The organism is Stenotrophomonas humi (genome assembly GCF_001431415.1).
Classification (GTDB): Bacteria; Pseudomonadota; Gammaproteobacteria; order Xanthomonadales; family Xanthomonadaceae; genus Stenotrophomonas; species Stenotrophomonas humi.
The window spans coordinates 50316-66660 of record NZ_LDJI01000003.1; the positions used below are offsets into that span (position 1 = coordinate 50316).

Consider the following 16345-nt stretch of genomic DNA (forward strand, 5'->3'; position numbering starts at 1 on the left):
CTTTGCTTGACTTCAACGCGCGCGCGGGGCTTGAAGTCCGTGATCCTGCAGTCGAGCAGGAACCTCCCGTTACAATCGAGCGCTTTCCGTAGTGGAGTGTGAGCACGTGGTGACTTCGGCTGTGGTTTTCGATCTGGACGGCACACTGGTGGACAGTGCCGGTGATATCGCCGAAGCAGTGAACCGCACGCTGGACGATCTGTCCTTGCCGCGTGTGAGTGAAGCCACGGTGCGCAGCTGGATCGGTGAGGGCGTGCGCAAGCTCGTCACCACCGCATTGCGCGATGCAGGCGTCGACCGCACGCTGGATGAGGTGATGCCCAGCTTCATGCGCCACTATCATGAGTGCCTGCTACGCAGCCCGCAGTTGTATGACGGGGTGCTCGAAACGTTGGAAGCACTGCAGGCACAGCGCCTGCCGATGGCGATCTGCACCAACAAGCCGTCGGCATTGGTGCCGCCATTGCTGGAACACCTGGCTATCGATCGGTTCTTCGCGCACATCATCGGCGGCGATTCGCTGCCGCAGCGCAAGCCGGCGCCTGAGCCGCTGCAGCACGTTGCCGCCTTGCTTGGTCAGCCGGTGCAGGGCTGCCTGATGGTGGGTGATTCGGCGACCGATCTGCACGCAGCCAACACTGCCGGCATGCCGATCGTGCTGGTGCGCTACGGCTATACGCGCGACCTGGATCTGGATGCCGCCGATGCAGTGGCGGTGATCGATACGTTGCCGGAGCTGTTGGGCCACATCGCGTGACCCGCCGGTAGTGCCGAGCCACGCTCGGCGGGGGACTTCTCGGTAAACCCCGGCGCCGCATGGTCGCGTTCTACCGGCCGTGCGGCGCTTTGTCGCGCCTCAAAGTAAGTAATAATCATTATCATTTAGTGTAGAATGCGGCCATTCCGCAGTGAGCCGGTGCCTGATCCCGGTCGCTGCAATCGATACCTGCCGTACCTCAAGCCGTTCGCCAGAGGTTCGCACCCCCACTGTCGAGAGGCTTTGCCATGTCCCGTCGTTCTTCGTCGCGGTTGCCCGCGCGTGTCCTGTTGTCCCGTCGCCGCCCGCTTGCCGTTGCCTTGGCGCTGTCTGCGTTGATTGCTGGCCCGGTAGCCGCCGAAGGCGCGCCGGATGCCACCGACATCGACACGGTTCACGTCACCGCAGAACAGATCGCGCGCCAGGCACTGGGCACCTCGGTGATCACCTCGGTGGACCTGGAACGCCTGCCGCCGGCCAATGACCTGTCCGAAGTGATCCGCCGCATGCCGGGCATCAACCTGACCGGCAATACCGCCTCCGGTGCTTACGGAAACTTCCGCCAGATCGACATTCGCGGCATGGGCCCGGAGAACACGCTGATCCTGATCGACGGCCGCCCGGTGAGCTCGCGCGACTCGGTGCGCATGGGGCGCAGCGGTGAACGCAACAGCCGTGGCGACAGTAACTGGGTGCCGGCCGAAGCGGTGGAGCGCATCGAAGTGCTGCGTGGCCCGGCGGCGGCGCGTTACGGTTCCGGCGCGTCCGGTGGCGTGGTCAACATCATCACCAAGAAGCCGACCGGTGACCTGACCGGCTCGCTCACGCTGTACGGCAGCCAAGCCGAACACAGCGCCGAAGGCGACAGCGAGCGGGTTGGCTTCCAGTTGTCCGGCCCGTTGAGTGACCGGTTGTCGTTCCGGCTGTTCGGCAACGTCAACAAGACCGAGCCGGATGCACTGGAGCTCAACGAAGAATTCGCCACCGGGGTGACGCCGCCGGCCGGGCGCGAAGGCGTGCGCAACCGCGATATCAGCGGACTGCTGCGTTACGACGTCAACGACAACCACGTGCTGGAACTGGATGCCAGCGTCAGCCGCCAGGGCAATATCTACTCCGGCGAGCGCGGCGTCAGCGGTGACGGCTTCCAGCGCCTCAACGACCTGTTCGGCGCCGAGACCAACGTAATGCTGCGCCGCTCGTTCGGCCTGACCCATCGCGGCAGCTACGACTGGGGCACTTCGCGCATCACCGCCGCCTATGAAGACACCGACAACACGCGCCTCAACGAGGGCCTGGCCGGTGGTCCGGAAGGTTCGATCAACGAGGGCGCGACATTCTCCACTTCCGAGCTGACCTCCGCGCGCGTGGATGGCGAGATCAACGTGCCTTTCAACTGGGGCGGCATCGAGCAGGTGGCGACGCTGGGCTTCGAATACCGCGACATGAAGCTGGATGATCCGTACTCGGTCACGCAAAGCTCCAGCAGCGGTGGCGGTATCCCCGGCTACACCGGCACCCGCACCGGCAAGAGCGACCAGCAGTTCGCCGCGGTGTTCATCGAGGACAACCTGTACTTCGGTGACCGCTGGACGGTGACCCCGGGCGTGCGTTTCGACCACCATTCGCAGTTCGGCAACAACGTCAGCCCCAGCCTCAACGTGCAGTTCAAGCTGGCCCAGGACTGGGCGATCAAGGGCGGCATCGCGCGTGCGTTCAAGGCACCGAACCTGTACCAGGCCAACCCGGATTACCTGTACTACACGCGTGGCAACGGCTGCCCGGTGCTGAGTCCGAACATGGGCTCGGGCTGCTATGTGATGGGCAATGCGGACCTTGATCCGGAGACCAGCATCAACAAAGAAATCGGCGTGGAGTGGGCGCCGGACAATGGCTGGCATGCCTCGGTCACCTATTTCCACAACGACTACAAGGACAAGATCGTCGCTGGTCAGGAGCGCATCGGCGTGACCAATGACACCAAGGGTCAGGTGTTCCAGTGGACCAACTCGCCGGAAGCCATCATCCGCGGCGTGGAAGGCAACTTGAAGGTGCCGCTGGTTGGCGGCGGCGATGTGCTGTCGTGGAACACCAATGTCACCTGGATGATCGAGAACGTCGACAGGATCACCGACCAGCCGCTGTCGATCATTCCCGAGTACACGGTCAACACCTTCCTGGATTGGCAGGTGAACACGCAGTTGTCGTTCATGCTGACCGGCACCTTCTACGGCAAGCAGGAGTCGGCCACGCAGTCGAGCACCACCGGTGCGGTGCTGCCGCCGGATACGCGTGCGGCCTATGACCTGTGGAGCCTGGGCGGCCAGTACCGCATCACGCCAAAGGTGCGGCTGGGTGCCGGAATCAACAATCTGTTCGACAAGCGCTTGTTCCGCGAAGGCACCACCAGCACCAGTGCCACAGGTGCGGGCGCCGATACCTACAACGAGCCCGGTCGCAGTTACTGGGTGAATCTGACAGTCGGTTTCTGACGGGAATTCAGCGATGAACAAGGGCATGCGCGGCGTGATCGGTCGCGCCATGGCGACGATGGCCATGGCGATAACGGGAATGATGGGGTTGCTGGTTTCGCCGGCGTTGATGGCGCAGCAGCGCAATCCGGCGCAGGTCATCGGTGAGACGGTGGCCGAGCGTACGTCCGCGCATTACCGGTTCGAGCGTTTCGTGGTGACCAGCCAGGACGGCAGCCGTCGTTGGCGGGTCAATCTGGGCATTCCCACCGGCAAGGCGCCGGCTGCTGGCTTCCCGGCGATCTGGATGCTCGACGGCAATGCGGCCTTGATCGAGTTCGACGACAGCGTGCTGGAAGAGCTGGCGCAGACCACGCCGAGCCTGCTGGTGTTCGTCGGCTACGACAACCCGCTGCGCATCGATTCCCCGGCACGCACCCGCGATTACACGCTGGTCGCCGATGAATCGGAGAGCGGTGCGGTGATTGGCGGCGGTGCCGATGCATTCCTGGAAACGCTGGAGCGCCAGGTCCGCCCGGAAGTGGCGCGCCGCGCCGCGCTCGATGCTGGCCGGCAGACGCTGTGGGGCCACTCGCTGGGTGGCCTGTTCGTGCTGCATACCTTGTACAGCCGTGCCGGAGCCTTCCAGACCTACGCGGCGGCCAGCCCTTCGTTGTGGTGGAAGCAGGGCGCCATGCTCGGCGCGCCGGAGCAGCAGTTCATCGCCAACAACGCCGGTCATCCGGCGAGGTTGCTGCTGATGCTCGGCGGCGGTGAACGCGCGCCGGACTTCAGCAATCGCGACATGACCAATCCGCGCGTGCTGGCCCACCTCAAGCGTGTTTCGGGCGCACCGTCGGGGGCGGCGGCCGAACTGGGCGTGCGCTTGAAACAGGTGCCGGGGCTGGAGACCGACTACATCGAGTTCAACGGACTCAGCCATGGCCCGATGTTCCGTGCCTCGCTGATGCGCACGCTGCACCTGGTTGGCGGCATTCGTGACCGCAGTGGCGAGCCGCGTCCCTGATGCGAACGACTGCGATCAGCGTGTGCCGCATCGTTGCGGCCGGCTGATCCTGACGATGAAACACGATGGGCCGCGCGCCCATCGGCATGTGAATTACCCAGGCCGCGTCATGGCCCAGGCAACCCCCCCCAACTGCATGCCGAGGGCATGCATCCCTTGATGAGGTAAAGCGCCATGACGGTCATTCGTTCCCATTCCCGTTCCCCACGCCCGGCCGTACTCGGCTTGGCCCTGCTGCTGGCTACCGGCATCGCCGGCGCGCAGGTGTTCGGCCAGCCTGACAACGATTTCAAGGGCAGCGTGCGTGCCACCGCACCGGTGGTGCTGCCGGGCGGCGAAACCGGCCTTGAGGGTAGTGGCTTCAAGCCCGGCCAGAAGGTGACGCTGCTGCGCGGCGACAGCGTGCTCAACGCACAGCCCTACGTGGCCGACGGCGAAGGCAAGTTCACCGGCAAGCTGGCGGTTCCTGCCGACGCGGTGCCGGGCCAGCAGCCGATCGTGGTGCGCGCCAGCGGCCCGGATGCAGCGTCGATCTTCGAGCTGAAGGTCTCGCGTGATGTGCCGCTGTCCGGGCAGGAGAGCATCCAGGCGGCCAGCAACAAGCTCGCGCAGGGCCTGTACCAGGTGGCGTACAGCCCGAAGAGCAAGGCCGCGTTCGTGACCAGTGCGGTCGGCCGCCCGCCGGTGAAGCAGTCCGAGCTGCTCAAGGTGGATCCGGAAACCCTGCAGGTCATCGCCCGCGTATCGCCGCAGGCCGCACCGGGCAACGACGGCAACCTGTTCGCCGTGTACGGCGTCGGTGTGGATGACGCCAACGGCAATGTCTGGGTGACCAACACCCGCCAGGACACCGTGGCCGTGTACCGGCAGTCGGATCTGGCGCTGGTCAAACAGTTCCCGGTCGGTGCGGTGTCGCATTCGCGCGACGTGGTGATCGATGCCCAGCACAACCGGGCCTACGTGTCGGCCACCGGTGCGGACTTCATCAGCGTGTTCGACACGCGCACGCTGCAGCAGCTGGAGAACATCACCATCGCATCCAGCAAACGTGGTGAAACCTTCACCCCGACCAGCCTGGATATCGATCCGGCCACCGGCAGGATCTATACGGTGAGCCTGGGCGTGGCCGAAGCGGCTGTGATCGACGGCGTCAGCGGCAAGGTGGAAAAGGTGTTCCCGCTGGCTGGCGCACGCGATGCCATCGGCGTGGCCTGGAACCCGCTGGCCAAGCGTCTGCTGGTGGTCTCGCAGGGCAGCGACAACCTGCTCATCGTCGACCCGGAAAGCGGCAAGGTGGAGCACGACGTGTACGTCGGCGCCGGTGCGTTGAACGTGTCCTACAGCCCTTCCACGCGTCTGGCCTACGTCAGCAACCGTGCCGCCGGCACGGTGACCGTGGTCGACGAGGTCGGCAGCATCGTGGCCAATCTGGATGGTGGCACCTACCCGAACCACGTCAGCAAGGGTCCGGACACGGTGATGTTCGCGGTCAACAAGTCGCGCGGTGCCGACGACGCCAAGGGTGACCGCATCACCCGTTTCGTACCGAAGCAGTAATCGCCACGTCTGCACGTGGTGCTGTCAGTTCGAGCGGGAGGTGCCGGCAACGGTATCTCCCGCAGTGCCATGAAGGGTCCGCCGCAGCATTGAGCGCCGGCAACCGCAACCGTCGAGGAGACCATGATGAAAACCACCACCGCATTGCCGACGGGCATCGGCCTGATGCTGGCTCTGCTCGGCGCCGGTTGCGAGCGTGCGCCCACACCGGAACAGGCAACGCCTGCACGGGTGACCGCCGCTGCCGCGTACGTGGATGCCGTCGCGCTGCCGCAGGGTTGGAAGCGCGTCGCTGGACAGGATGTACCGCAGGTGGAAGCTGGCACGGCGCAGTTGCCGGCCAAGGTGCATTCGGACGATGGCGCCGATGTCGAAGTGAGCGACATCAGCCGCATCATTGCCGGTGGCGATGACGTGATTGCGGTGCTTGAGGCACTGGGCTTGTCCGGCAATGTCTACGCCGCACCGGAACGCTCGGCAACGGCAGCGGGCAAGGCGGCAGAGAAGCACTTTCTGTTCAACCGCACCACCGGCGTGGAAGGCGTGCTCAGCCTGGAAGGCAGCCTGTTCCTGGGCAACAGCCTGCGCCGCCACGCAGTGCTGGCCGAACGCCTGCGTGCGACGGGCCATGCCGCGGTGGTCATCGACGATCTGCAAACTTCGCCGGACAAGGTGCGCAAGGTGGCCGAAGCCGTCGGGCTGTCGTCGCAGGGCCAGCAATTGGCTTCCAGGGTGCAGGCGCAGCTGGATCAGGCTGCTGCCATCGCCAGCGGACAGACACATCGTCCGCGCGTGATCGCGTTGTCGGCCAGTGGCGCCGGCGGTTTGCCGACCGTTGCCGGCGCCGACAGTGCCGCCAACCAGCTCATCAGCATTGCCGGTGGCATCAACATCGGCGAAGAGGCCGGCGTGGCGAACTACTCCCAGCTCAGCAATGAAGGCGTGGTGGCGGCGGCACCAGAGGTGATCCTGGTGACCGAGAACGACCTGCGCCTGTTCGGCGGTGACGCCGGTTTGTGGAAGGCCTATCCGACGCTCAGGCACACCCCGGCCGGCACCGCCAATCGCGTGTGGGTGATGCCGGATATCGAACTGAAGTCCACCAGCGTGGGCTCCGGTGCCGGTGCGTTGGCATTGGCGCAGGCCCTGGCGGAATTGCCGCGCCAATGATGTCCGGGCAGGTGCGGCGGCCCAACGGCGCGCTGTTGTTGTGGATGTTGCTGGCGGTGCTGCTGGCGGCGGTGCTGTTGTCCTTCGGCACCGGGCCGCTGAAGCTGCCGCCGTCGGACGTGCTGCAGGCCATCGCGGTGAAATTGGGGCTGGTTGATTCATCGTCGATCAGTGCCCGCGACATGGGCGTGGTCTGGCAGTTGCGCATTCCGCGCGCGCTGCTCGGGGCGCTGGTGGGTGCATCGCTGGCGATGGCCGGTGTCGCCCTGCAGGGACTGTTCGGCAACCCGCTGGCCGATCCGGGCATCGTCGGCGTCAGCCAGGGCGCATCGCTGGGTGCGGTGGCCGCGATCGTGCTTGGCGCCGGAACGCTGGGCGCCTGGTTCATTCCCATTGCTGCCTTTCTCGGTGGCGCTGGTGCCACCACGTTGATCTATTTGCTGGCGCGGCCCGGGCGCGGTGAGGGCACCGCCACATTGCTGCTGGTCGGCATCGCCATCGGTGCGGCGTGCTCGGCGGCGGTGGGTTTCCTGACCTACATCGCCAGCGAGAGCGAACTGCAATCGCTGGTGTTCTGGCAGATGGGCTCGCTGGCACAGGCCAGCTGGAGCGACGTGGCCGCAGTGGCGCCGGTGTTTGTGATCGGCCTGCTGGCGCTGTGGCGGCTGGCCACGCCGCTGGACATGCTTGCACTGGGCGAACGCCAGGCGCGGCATATCGGCCTGGATGTGGCGCGCACGCGCTTGTTGCTGGTGGTGTTCAGTGCGTTGCTGGTCGGCGCGGCGGTGGCGTTCGCCGGCAGCATCGGCTTTGTTGGCCTGGTGGTGCCGCACCTGGTGCGCATGCTCGCCGGGCCGGGGCATCGCTGGTTGCTGCCGCTGTCGGGCGTGACTGGTGCGTTGTTGATCGTGGTGGCCGATACCGCCGCACGCACGCTCGATCCCCCTTCCGAAATTCCGCTGGGCCTGTTCTCGGCGGCATTGGGCGCGCCGTTCTTCCTGTGGCTGGTGCTGCGCAAGCGTGGCCGGGGGCCGGCATGACTACGCCTCTTCTGGAGCTGCGCAACGCCGGGGTGATGCGTGGCAATCGCCAGGTGCTGTCCGGGGTGAACCTGAGCCTGCAGGCCGGCACGCTCACCGCGCTGGTCGGACCCAATGGCGCAGGCAAATCAACGTTGCTGGCGTTGTTGGCCGGTGATGCCGTGCCAAACCAGGGCGGCGCGTTGTTGTCGGGGCGTGCACTGGCCGATTGGCCGGTGCGCGAACTGGCGTTGCAGCGTGCGGTGATGGCGCAGGATCACGCGGTGCGTTTCGCCTTCAGCGTGCAGGAAGTAGTGGCGATGGGGCGTTTGCCGCATCCATCCAATCCGGCTGAAGATGCGCGTATCGTCGCGCAGGCGATGGCCGAAGTGGACGTAAGCGCCTTGGCTGCACGCGATGTGCAGACGCTGTCCGGTGGCGAGGCCGCACGTACGTCGCTGGCCCGCGCGCTGGTGCAGCACACGCCGGTGCTGTTGCTGGATGAACCCACCGCCGCGCTGGATCTGCGTCACCAGGAGCGCACCTTGCACAGCGCCCGCGAACTGGCCCGGCAGGGCCGCTGCGTGGTGGTGGTGCTGCATGATCTCAACCTGGCCTCGGCCTATGCCGATCGCATCGTGATGCTGTGCGAAGGCCGCATCGCCGCCGATGGCGCACCGCGCGCGGTGCTGACTCGCGACATCATCGGGCAGGTTTACGGGCAGACGGTGCAGGTGATCGAACATCCCACCCGTGGTGTACCGCTGGTGGTGCCCTGCGACGAATGATCGGCTGGGACTTTGCCGGCAACGCCTCAGCGGAGCATGGCTCTGCTCTACAACAAAAAAAAATGCCCCGGTGAACCGGGGCATTTTTCATTGCTCGTTACTTCACTTGGAGCGGTAACGCAGCGTCAGCTGGTACTCGCGGCCCGGCTGGTTGTACCAGGCAACGGTTTCGTACTCGCGGTCGAACACGTTGGCGGCCTTGGCCTGGACGCTCCATGCATCGTTGATGGCGTACTCGGCGCGCACATCCACGGTGCCGTAACCGGCCAGACGCACCGTGTTGGCAGCGTTGTCGAAGCGGTGGCCACTGCCGGCAGCGGTCACGCCAAGACGCAGCGGGCCGAAGCTCTTGTCCACGTCCACACGACCGCTGGTGCGCGCACGGCGGGCCAGCAGGTTGTCGTAGGTGGCCGAACCGGAGGTGTGGTCGCGCGGGTCGGTGAAGCTGGCCTGGGCGTTGATGTCAAAACCGGCCAGCGACAGGAAGCCGGTCAGCTCGGCACCACGGATGCGGGCTTCGGCGACATTGACCAGATCGAAATTGCTGTCGTAGCCGATCAACTGGTCCACGCGGGTTTCGTAGGCGTTGAAGGTCCAGTTCCAGTTGTCGGCGTACTGCGCGATACCGATGTTCAGGCTCTTGGACTCTTCCGGCTTCAGCTCAGGATTGCTGAAGCCCGGGTAGTACAGGTCGTTGAAGGTCGGTGCCTTGAAGCCGGTGCCGGCGCTGGCGGTCAGGCGGAAACCATTGCCGAAGGCGAAGCCGTAACCCAGGCTGCCGGTGGTGTGGTTGCCGAACTGCTCGTTGTCGTCATTGCGCACGCTGGCCTGCAGCGAATGCGCGCCGAACTGGCCCTGGTACTCGACGAACACGCCGAGGTTGTCGCGGTCCTCGATGTCGTAGGCGGTGGAGCTGGTGACCTTGTCGTTCTGCCAGTCGGCACCGGCGGTCAGCTGCTGGCCTTCGGCGAACTGGAAGTCGCCCTGCACGCTGGCGGTGTCGCGACGGGTGTCGAAATTGCTGGCGAAGGTGCGGGTGCCGTTGGCGGCGAAGTAGTTGTCGGCCCGGTCGCGGTTGCGGCCGACCTGTGCGGTCAGCTGGAACGCATCGGAAGCGGCCCATGCCAGCTTGCCGCCGTAGACCTGCTGGACGTTGTCGGCTTCGTTGCCACCGAAGATGCTGCCGTCGTATTCGTTGAAGCTGTCGGCGTTGAGCACGTGGCCTTCCAGGCTCAGCGTGTCGGTCAGCGCGTAACCGGCGCGGACGTTGATCGAGGTGTTGCGGTAGCCATCACGGTCCGGCTCGTCGGCGAAGCAGCCGGCGCCCCAGCCAGCGGCGGTGCCGCGGCAGGCGTTGATGCCGTCGGTCTTCTGGTAGCCACCCTGGGCCGAAACCCAGCCGCGCTCGCCACGATTGCTGAAGCCGGCGCTGGCCTGGCGCAGGTTGTTGCTGCCGGCAGTGATCGACAGGTTCTGCTGCAGGCCCTGGCCGGCGGTGCGGGTGAAGATCTGGATCACGCCACCGATGGCTTCGGAGCCGTACAGGCTCGAACGCGGGCCGCGCACGATTTCAACGCGCTCGATCTGGTCGACCGGCAGGTCCTGCAACGCCGCCATGCCGGACGTGGCCGAGCCGACGCGCACGCCGTCCACCAGCACCAGCACCTGGTTGGAGTTGGCGCCGCGCAGGAACAGCGAGGTGATCTTGCCGGTACCGCCCTGGTTGACGAAGTCCAGACCGGCGCGGCCGCGCAGCAGTTCCAGCACGGTGTTGGCCTGGCTGCGGTCGATCTGGTCGCGATCGATCAGCTGCACCGGCACCACGCTGTCCTTGATGGCAACGGGGGTGCGGGTGGCGGTGACGGTGACGTCGTCCAGCTCGGTCGGTGCGTTCTGTGCAGCGGCAACGGCCGGCAGTGCCAGCGCCAGGGCGAGGGAAAGGGTGTGGTAATGCAGTTTCATGGAAGCTCCTGGACCTGCACGCTCCCGCGCAGGCGGATGGGTTGGGCTGCCATGGGAGAGAAGTGACGGAGGTCGCGCACACGGCGCCACAGCCGCCGCCATGCCCTCCGCATCGCAACCAGTCGGCTTTCGGGCCGGTCTCCGGACTCGCAGGCGAAGCAGCATGGCTGCTTCCGACCAGGCGCCTTCCCGTGCGTCGCACAGTGGCGGTGTTGCCTGGCCTTGTCCTGCTTACCGTTGCGGGGGCAGCGCCGGGATGGCGTGCGGCTGGAATTCCAGCAGTGCGCGGCACCGGCTTCCCGTTTCAACCGGCCGGCGCATGCCGGTCGGTCACCCGAAAGTGCGCGCATTCTATGCCATGAGGCTCGGGCGGTACTGAACGGATATCAGGAACAGCCCGATTGAGCTCCTGGGACACCAGCCCCTGGCCCGGAGGAGCGGCCCCGGCCGCGAAGCCGGCGGTGCAAACGCAGAAGGCATGCTTGCAATGGCGGACCGGTCCACGAGTGGCGCCTTTACCTGCTCGCAGCCAAGGCTGCTTCTTGCACGTGCGCGGTGCTTGACCACGGCCCGGCTCGCGGCGCTCCGGCTAGAATGCGCACCGCAATCGCAGTATTTGGAACAGTCGTGACAGAAACATGGTTCGAGCAGGCCTGTGGGCTGCCGTCACAGGAACACCGCCAGCGCGCCATCGCCCGCCAGCGCCAGTTGACCAAGCCGGAAGGCGCGTTGGGTCGCTTGGAGACGCTGGCCATCGAGCTGGCCGCGCTGCAGGGCAGCGATGCACCGCAGGCGCAGCGGGTGCCGGTGGTGGTGTTTGCCGCCGACCATGGTGTGACCGGGCAGGGCGTGTCGGCGTACCCGGCTGAAGTCACCGTGCAGATGCTGCGCAACTTCGCTGCCGGCGGCGCTGCCATTGCTGTGTTGGCGCGCGAGCTGGGCCTGCCGTTGCATGTGTGGGATGTCGGTAGCCGCGCCACCACGTCCATCACCGGCGTGGTCAGCGACAAGCGCCGTCATGGCACCGACGATTTCAGCACCGGCCCGGCGATGGATGCAGATGATCTGGATGCTGCTTTCGCGGCCGGCCGTCGCGCAGTGGAAACCGCCTGTGTGGATGGTGCCGAGCTGCTGGTGTTCGGTGAAATGGGTATCGGCAATACCACCGCTGCGAGCGCGCTTGCGGCGGTGCTTGGTCCGCTGCCGCTGGATGAGCTGGTCGGTGCCGGTACGGGCCTGGATGCTGTGCGCATGGTGCAGAAGAAGAACATCATCGCCCGCGCGCTGGCGCTGCATGGCGAAGCAATCAATGCCGCAGATGTGCCTGGCCGCGAAGCGCTGCAACGCGTCGGAGGTCTGGAAATCGCCGCGATCAGTGCGGCGATGATCGCCGCGGCACAGCGCAAGGTGCCGGTACTGGTGGATGGCTTCATCGTCAGTGCGGCTGCGCTTGCGGCCGTGCGGATCAATCCCGGTGTGCGGCCGTGGTTGTTGTTTTCGCACCAGTCGGCCGAGCGCGGCCATGTCCGCCTGCTGGAAACGCTGCAGGCACAGCCGCTGCTGGCGTTGGACCTGCGCCTGGGTGAGGGCTCCGGTGCAGCGCTGGCCCTGCCGCTGGTGCGCATGGCCTGCGCCCTGCACAACCAGATGGCGACCTTTGCCGAAGCGTCCGTGGCTGATCGCGGCGGCCTGCAATGATCCTGGACCTGATGCGTCACGCTTCCACCGGTCGCCAGGGCCACCTTGACGGCCGCACCGACCCGCCATTGATCGACGGCGCGATGGACGCGCTGTACCGCTGCCATGCAGGCATCGGCTGGAGCCGGGTGATCAGCTCGCCGCGTCGTCGCGCGCTGGACACCGCACATGCGCTGGTTGCCGGCAGCAATCAGTTCTGCGAGATACATCCGGACTGGGCCGAGCTGGATTTCGGTGATTGGGATGGCCTGCATTTCGACGAACTGCCGGCAGAACAGCTGGCTGCGTTCTACGAAGAGCCGCATGACGTGGTGCCGCCCAACGGCGAGTCCTGGCAGCAGTTCCAGGCGCGGGTGGAAGAACAGTTGCACCGCCTGGTGGATGAGGACGACGGTGACGGTCTGCCGGTGCTGGTGGTCAGCCATGCCGGCGTGTTGCGGCTGGCGATCTCACGCATCTGCGGCATGCCTTTGTCGATGTTGTGGGCGGTACGCATCGACTACGGCACCCGCGTGCGCCTGCGCGTGGAGCGGGGCGATGACGGGCGTTTGTGGGGTGAGCTGCTGGAGCTGCGGCAACCATGACCGTGCGCCGGCTGATCCTCGCCATCCAGTTCCTGACCCGTCTTCCGACCCCGCAGATAAAGGACTTCCGTCAGGACGATCTCACCCATTCGGCGGTGTATTACCCGCTGGTGGGTGTGATCATCGGCGTGCTGCTGGCGCTGCCGCTGTATGGCTTTGGTGAGCGCCCCTGGCTGGCCGGCGTGATGGCGCTGCTGGTGTGGGTGTGGGTGACCGGCGCGCTGCACCTGGATGGCCTGGGGGATGTGGCCGATGCGTTTGGTGCCGCCCATCGTGATCCGCAGCGCTTTCTGGAAGTGCTCAAGGATCCGCACATGGGCGTGTTCGGCGTGGTCACGCTGATCATGCAGCTGTTGTTGAAGTTCGTGCTGCTTACCGAGTTGGCCGCGAGCCCGCTGTGGTACGGCATTGTGCTGGTACCGGCATGGGCACGCTGGGGCACGCTGTGGTGGAGCCGTCTGCTGCCGTCGTTGCATGCAGCCGGCATGGCCGAGCGTTTTTCCTGGCAGTTGAGCCTGCGGTCGATGTGGTTGTGGGCGGCATTGCTGACGGTGATCACCGCCTTCGTCGCGTGGCCGTTGTTGCTGGCGTTGCTGCTGGTGCCGTTGATTGCCAGGTACTGGCGACGCACGCTCGGTGGCATTTCCGGCGATTGTCTCGGCGCGAGTGTTGAAGTCACCGAAACCCTGCTGTTGTTGACGCTGGTGCTGCTGGCGGGCATCGAACTGCCGTTCGGCTGATCGAAGGCGCTGCGCTTCACTCCCTTTTCCCGCAATCGGGATGAAGGCATGTGGCATACGAGCCACTGGTTTGTGCATGACTGAACGTCACGCAGGCTGTGCGTGGCTGGGGTGCGGAGCGAGGTGCCCCGAAGGGGCGGTAAGGGCACGGGCGAAGCCTCGAAATCCCTGTCGTAGAAGTGGCGTTGCGTCCATGGCAACAACATCAACCGATCCGCATCGCGGCCAAGGCCGCTCCACAGTGCGGTGCTTCAATCGTCGCCGAAGCGGATCTCGTCGGTCTCTTCATCATCCGCATCCACCTGCATGCGGGTTTCATGCACCGGCCCGGCCACCTGTGCGCCGCGTGCGGCGGGTAGTTCACCCACGGCGGTTTCGTATTCGGTGACCAGTTGCTGGCGACGTGCTTCGGGTATTTCCTGCCAATGGCAACCGACCAGTGCACCTTCAAGGGAGTACAGCAGGTTGAGGCTGGGCTTGAAGCCGGCGCGTTTTACTTTCATGAAAGCGCCAACCGCACCGGTCGCAATCAGGTCCTGTTCGCTGCGCAACCCCACCTGACGCAGCCATGCCGCACTCTTGGGGCCGATGTTGCGCAACTTGGTGGTACTCACTGCAGCGCCTCGACGAACACCTGGGCAATGGCTTCCAGCCCTGCCTGATCTTGCGCATCAAAGCGCGCGATCACCGGGCTGTCGATATCGAACACGCCGATCAGTTCGCCGTCGCGCACCAGCGGCACCACCAGCTCCGAGCGCGAGGCCGAATCGCAGGCGATGTGCCCCGGGAAGGCGTCCACGTCTTCGATCCGCTGGGTCTGGCGGCTGCTGGCCGCTGCGCCACACACGCCCTTGTGCAGAGGGATGCGTACGCAGGCCGGCAAACCCTGGAACGGGCCAACTACCAACTCCTTGCCGTCGTAGAAGTAGAAACCCACCCAGTTGAGCTGCGGCAGCGCGTGATAGACCAGCGCCGACAGGTTGGCGGCATTGGCAATGTGATTGGCCTCGCCATGCACCAGCGCACGGGCCTGGGCCAGCAGTTGGGCGTACTGTTCCGGCTTGCTGCCGGTGAGCGTATTGGCATTGAACATCGTTGGAGTCTAACTGCTGCAGGTCGGCGAATCTGCCAGATGCAGCGGCCAGGCGCCATCCCGTTGCCGGGCCGGGTGCGTGAATTGCATGCATGCGGATGACTTGCCCAGCGGGCTTCGGATCGGCTGGGGCGCGGCTACCGTCATGGGCGCTCGCGGCGGGTCGCAACATGCGTGAAGTACGCAGGTGCTTTCGCCTGTAGTCGGCAATGAAGTTCCCGGCATCAGGCAGGGCTGGGTCGTTGTCGCGCTGGAACCCGTGCGCGCATCGGTACGGTTGCTGCAGAACCGCTCGTTGAAATCCGGGCAAAAAAAAGACCCGGCAGCGGGAGGGGATGCTGCCGGGTCCGGGTTGCGCGGGGGAGGGACCGCGCAAATTCGTTGGGGGGTCAACGTGTTTTCGGCGTTGCCTGAGCCCTGGCGGTCGCGAAGGGCTGGCGTGCCAGCTCGCCGAGCGCCTCTCCGGTCTTCAGGCTGAGGCCGATGGCTTCCTGGCTGGCCGTGGACAGACGTTCAAAGTTGTCACGGGCCACCTGCAACCCCTTGGGCAGCAGTGTCTGCAGATCCAGTGGCGCACCGGCCTGGGTCAACTCGCCGAAGAAGCCGGCGGTGGCGTTGGTGTTCCGCTCCAGGGTGCGAAGCTGCACGCCGAACACGCTTTCAGCGGTCTCCAACGTCAGCCGGTTGGCGCGATTGGCCGCGGCGGCGAACTGTTGGGTGTAGCGGCTGAAATCGTTGGCTTGAGCGGACATCGCGAATTCCGGAGCACCGTTGTTGCGTTGCAGCATAACGTGATTATGACGCGGCGCAACATCCTGACTGTCGAATCCCATAACCGTTCAGCTTCGCGGATTCCCTCCGCGCCGCAGGTGGAGCGAGCGGGAGGCTACCTCCGCAATGGATCAACGCGCTCCAAGCCTTTGGGCGACATTGCCAAAGGCCGGTTCGTCCGCGCTTACGCTGGTGGCCTTACCCGGGTTATGGCTGCCTCAGCGTTGGAGGCAGCAGGGCTTCGCGGTTCATGGGCCGCGATAGCTGCAGCCGGAGGTGCAGGTCTCATGCACCACCACTTCGCTCAACAGCGGCAGGGCGGGTTTGAGACGGTCCCAGATCCACATCGCCAGACGCTCGCTGGTGGGATTCTCCAGCCCGGGAATGTCGTTGAGGTAGTTGTGGTCGAGCTGGTCATACAGCGGCCGGAAGGCGGCCTTGAGGTCGCTGAAATCCATGATCCAGCCGGTGTCCTCGCCCGGCTCGCCGCTGACCTTCAGCTCGATCCGGAATGAGTGACCGTGCAACCGTGCGCACTTGTGGCCCGGCGGGACGTTGGGCAGCCGGTGGGCGGCCTCGAGGGTGAAAACCTTGAAAATATCCATGGCGCAATTGTAGGGCGCGCGCGGCGTGAAGCGATCAGCCGGGCGGGGCTGTCGAAAGGATAGGTTTAATTTATTCATCCATCTTGATGGAGAGATGTAACAA

15 protein-coding genes and 1 riboswitch are annotated in these 16345 nt (G+C 65.5%); of the genes, 10 read left to right on the plus strand and 5 right to left on the minus strand.

Going from position 1 to position 16345, the window contains the following annotated elements:
• The first annotated feature begins 106 nt into the window (after positions 1–106).
• From gph to ABB26_RS00885, 7 genes are all read left to right on the plus strand, one after another.
• Positions 107–757 carry a phosphoglycolate phosphatase gene (gene gph / locus ABB26_RS00855; protein ID WP_057631684.1) on the plus strand — a complete coding sequence of 217 codons (651 nt, stop codon included), beginning with the start codon at positions 107–109 and terminating at the stop codon, positions 755–757.
• A gap of 248 nt (positions 758–1005) precedes the next feature.
• The gene (locus ABB26_RS00860; RefSeq protein ID WP_083490612.1) at positions 1006–3249 is read left to right on the plus strand and encodes a TonB-dependent siderophore receptor; all 2244 of its coding nucleotides are present in this window, start codon (positions 1006–1008) and stop codon (positions 3247–3249) included.
• 13 nt (positions 3250–3262) lie between these two features.
• Entirely contained in the window at positions 3263–4255 is a 993-nt protein-coding gene (locus tag ABB26_RS00865; RefSeq protein ID WP_057631685.1) for an alpha/beta hydrolase, read from the plus strand.
• A 174-nt stretch (positions 4256–4429) separates the two neighbouring features.
• The gene (locus tag ABB26_RS00870; RefSeq protein WP_057631686.1) at positions 4430–5812 is read left to right on the plus strand and encodes a YncE family protein; all 1383 of its coding nucleotides are present in this window, start codon (positions 4430–4432) and stop codon (positions 5810–5812) included.
• A gap of 126 nt (positions 5813–5938) precedes the next feature.
• Complete coding sequence (locus ABB26_RS00875; RefSeq protein ID WP_245626104.1) at positions 5939–6982, plus strand: heme/hemin ABC transporter substrate-binding protein; 1044 nt, start codon at positions 5939–5941, stop codon at positions 6980–6982.
• Positions 6979–8022 (plus strand): FecCD family ABC transporter permease, encoded by a 1044-nt coding sequence (locus tag ABB26_RS00880; RefSeq protein ID WP_057631687.1) that lies wholly within the window; start codon positions 6979–6981, stop codon positions 8020–8022. Before ABB26_RS00875 ends, ABB26_RS00880 begins: the two co-directional genes overlap by 4 nt.
• Positions 8019–8789: a heme ABC transporter ATP-binding protein gene (locus ABB26_RS00885; protein ID WP_057631778.1), complete on the plus strand. Its 771-nt coding sequence runs from the start codon at positions 8019–8021 to the stop codon at positions 8787–8789. Before ABB26_RS00880 ends, ABB26_RS00885 begins: the two co-directional genes overlap by 4 nt.
• A 102-nt stretch (positions 8790–8891) precedes the next feature.
• Here the strand turns inward: ABB26_RS00885 and btuB are convergent, their stop codons facing one another.
• Positions 8892–10751 carry a TonB-dependent vitamin B12 receptor gene (gene btuB / locus ABB26_RS00890; protein ID WP_057631688.1) on the minus strand — a complete coding sequence of 620 codons (1860 nt, stop codon included), beginning with the start codon at positions 10749–10751 and terminating at the stop codon, positions 8892–8894.
• A gap of 115 nt (positions 10752–10866) precedes the next feature.
• A riboswitch (cobalamin riboswitch) is annotated at positions 10867–11104 on the minus strand.
• A gap of 274 nt (positions 11105–11378) precedes the next feature.
• Here btuB and cobT point away from each other — a divergent pair.
• From cobT to cobS, 3 genes are read left to right on the plus strand one after another with little or no spacing between them, the layout of a single operon-like run.
• The gene (cobT, locus tag ABB26_RS00895; RefSeq protein WP_057631689.1) at positions 11379–12449 is read left to right on the plus strand and encodes a nicotinate-nucleotide--dimethylbenzimidazole phosphoribosyltransferase; all 1071 of its coding nucleotides are present in this window, start codon (positions 11379–11381) and stop codon (positions 12447–12449) included.
• Complete coding sequence (locus tag ABB26_RS00900; RefSeq protein ID WP_057631690.1) at positions 12446–13033, plus strand: histidine phosphatase family protein; 588 nt, start codon at positions 12446–12448, stop codon at positions 13031–13033. The genes cobT and ABB26_RS00900 overlap by 4 nt, the downstream gene beginning before the upstream one ends.
• Positions 13030–13773, plus strand: coding sequence for an adenosylcobinamide-GDP ribazoletransferase (gene cobS, locus ABB26_RS00905; protein ID WP_057631691.1), 744 nt, complete (start codon positions 13030–13032; stop codon positions 13771–13773). The genes ABB26_RS00900 and cobS overlap by 4 nt, the downstream gene beginning before the upstream one ends.
• A 251-nt stretch (positions 13774–14024) precedes the next feature.
• Here the strand turns inward: cobS and ABB26_RS00910 are convergent, their stop codons facing one another.
• The 4 genes from ABB26_RS00910 to queD all read right to left on the minus strand — a co-directional run bounded on the left by ABB26_RS00910 (position 14025) and on the right by queD (position 16242).
• On the minus strand, positions 14025–14387 hold the full coding sequence (locus tag ABB26_RS00910) for a TfoX/Sxy family protein (RefSeq protein ID WP_057631692.1): 363 nt from the start codon (positions 14385–14387) through the stop codon (positions 14025–14027).
• Positions 14384–14866, minus strand: coding sequence for a GAF domain-containing protein (locus ABB26_RS00915; RefSeq protein WP_057631693.1), 483 nt, complete (start codon positions 14864–14866; stop codon positions 14384–14386). The genes ABB26_RS00910 and ABB26_RS00915 overlap by 4 nt, the downstream gene beginning before the upstream one ends.
• 389 nt (positions 14867–15255) lie before the next feature.
• Positions 15256–15618: a phasin family protein gene (locus tag ABB26_RS00920; protein ID WP_057631779.1), complete on the minus strand. Its 363-nt coding sequence runs from the start codon at positions 15616–15618 to the stop codon at positions 15256–15258.
• A gap of 267 nt (positions 15619–15885) precedes the next feature.
• On the minus strand, positions 15886–16242 hold the full coding sequence (queD, locus tag ABB26_RS00925; protein WP_057631694.1) for a 6-carboxytetrahydropterin synthase QueD: 357 nt from the start codon (positions 16240–16242) through the stop codon (positions 15886–15888).
• Between the last annotated feature and the right edge of the window lie 103 nt (positions 16243–16345).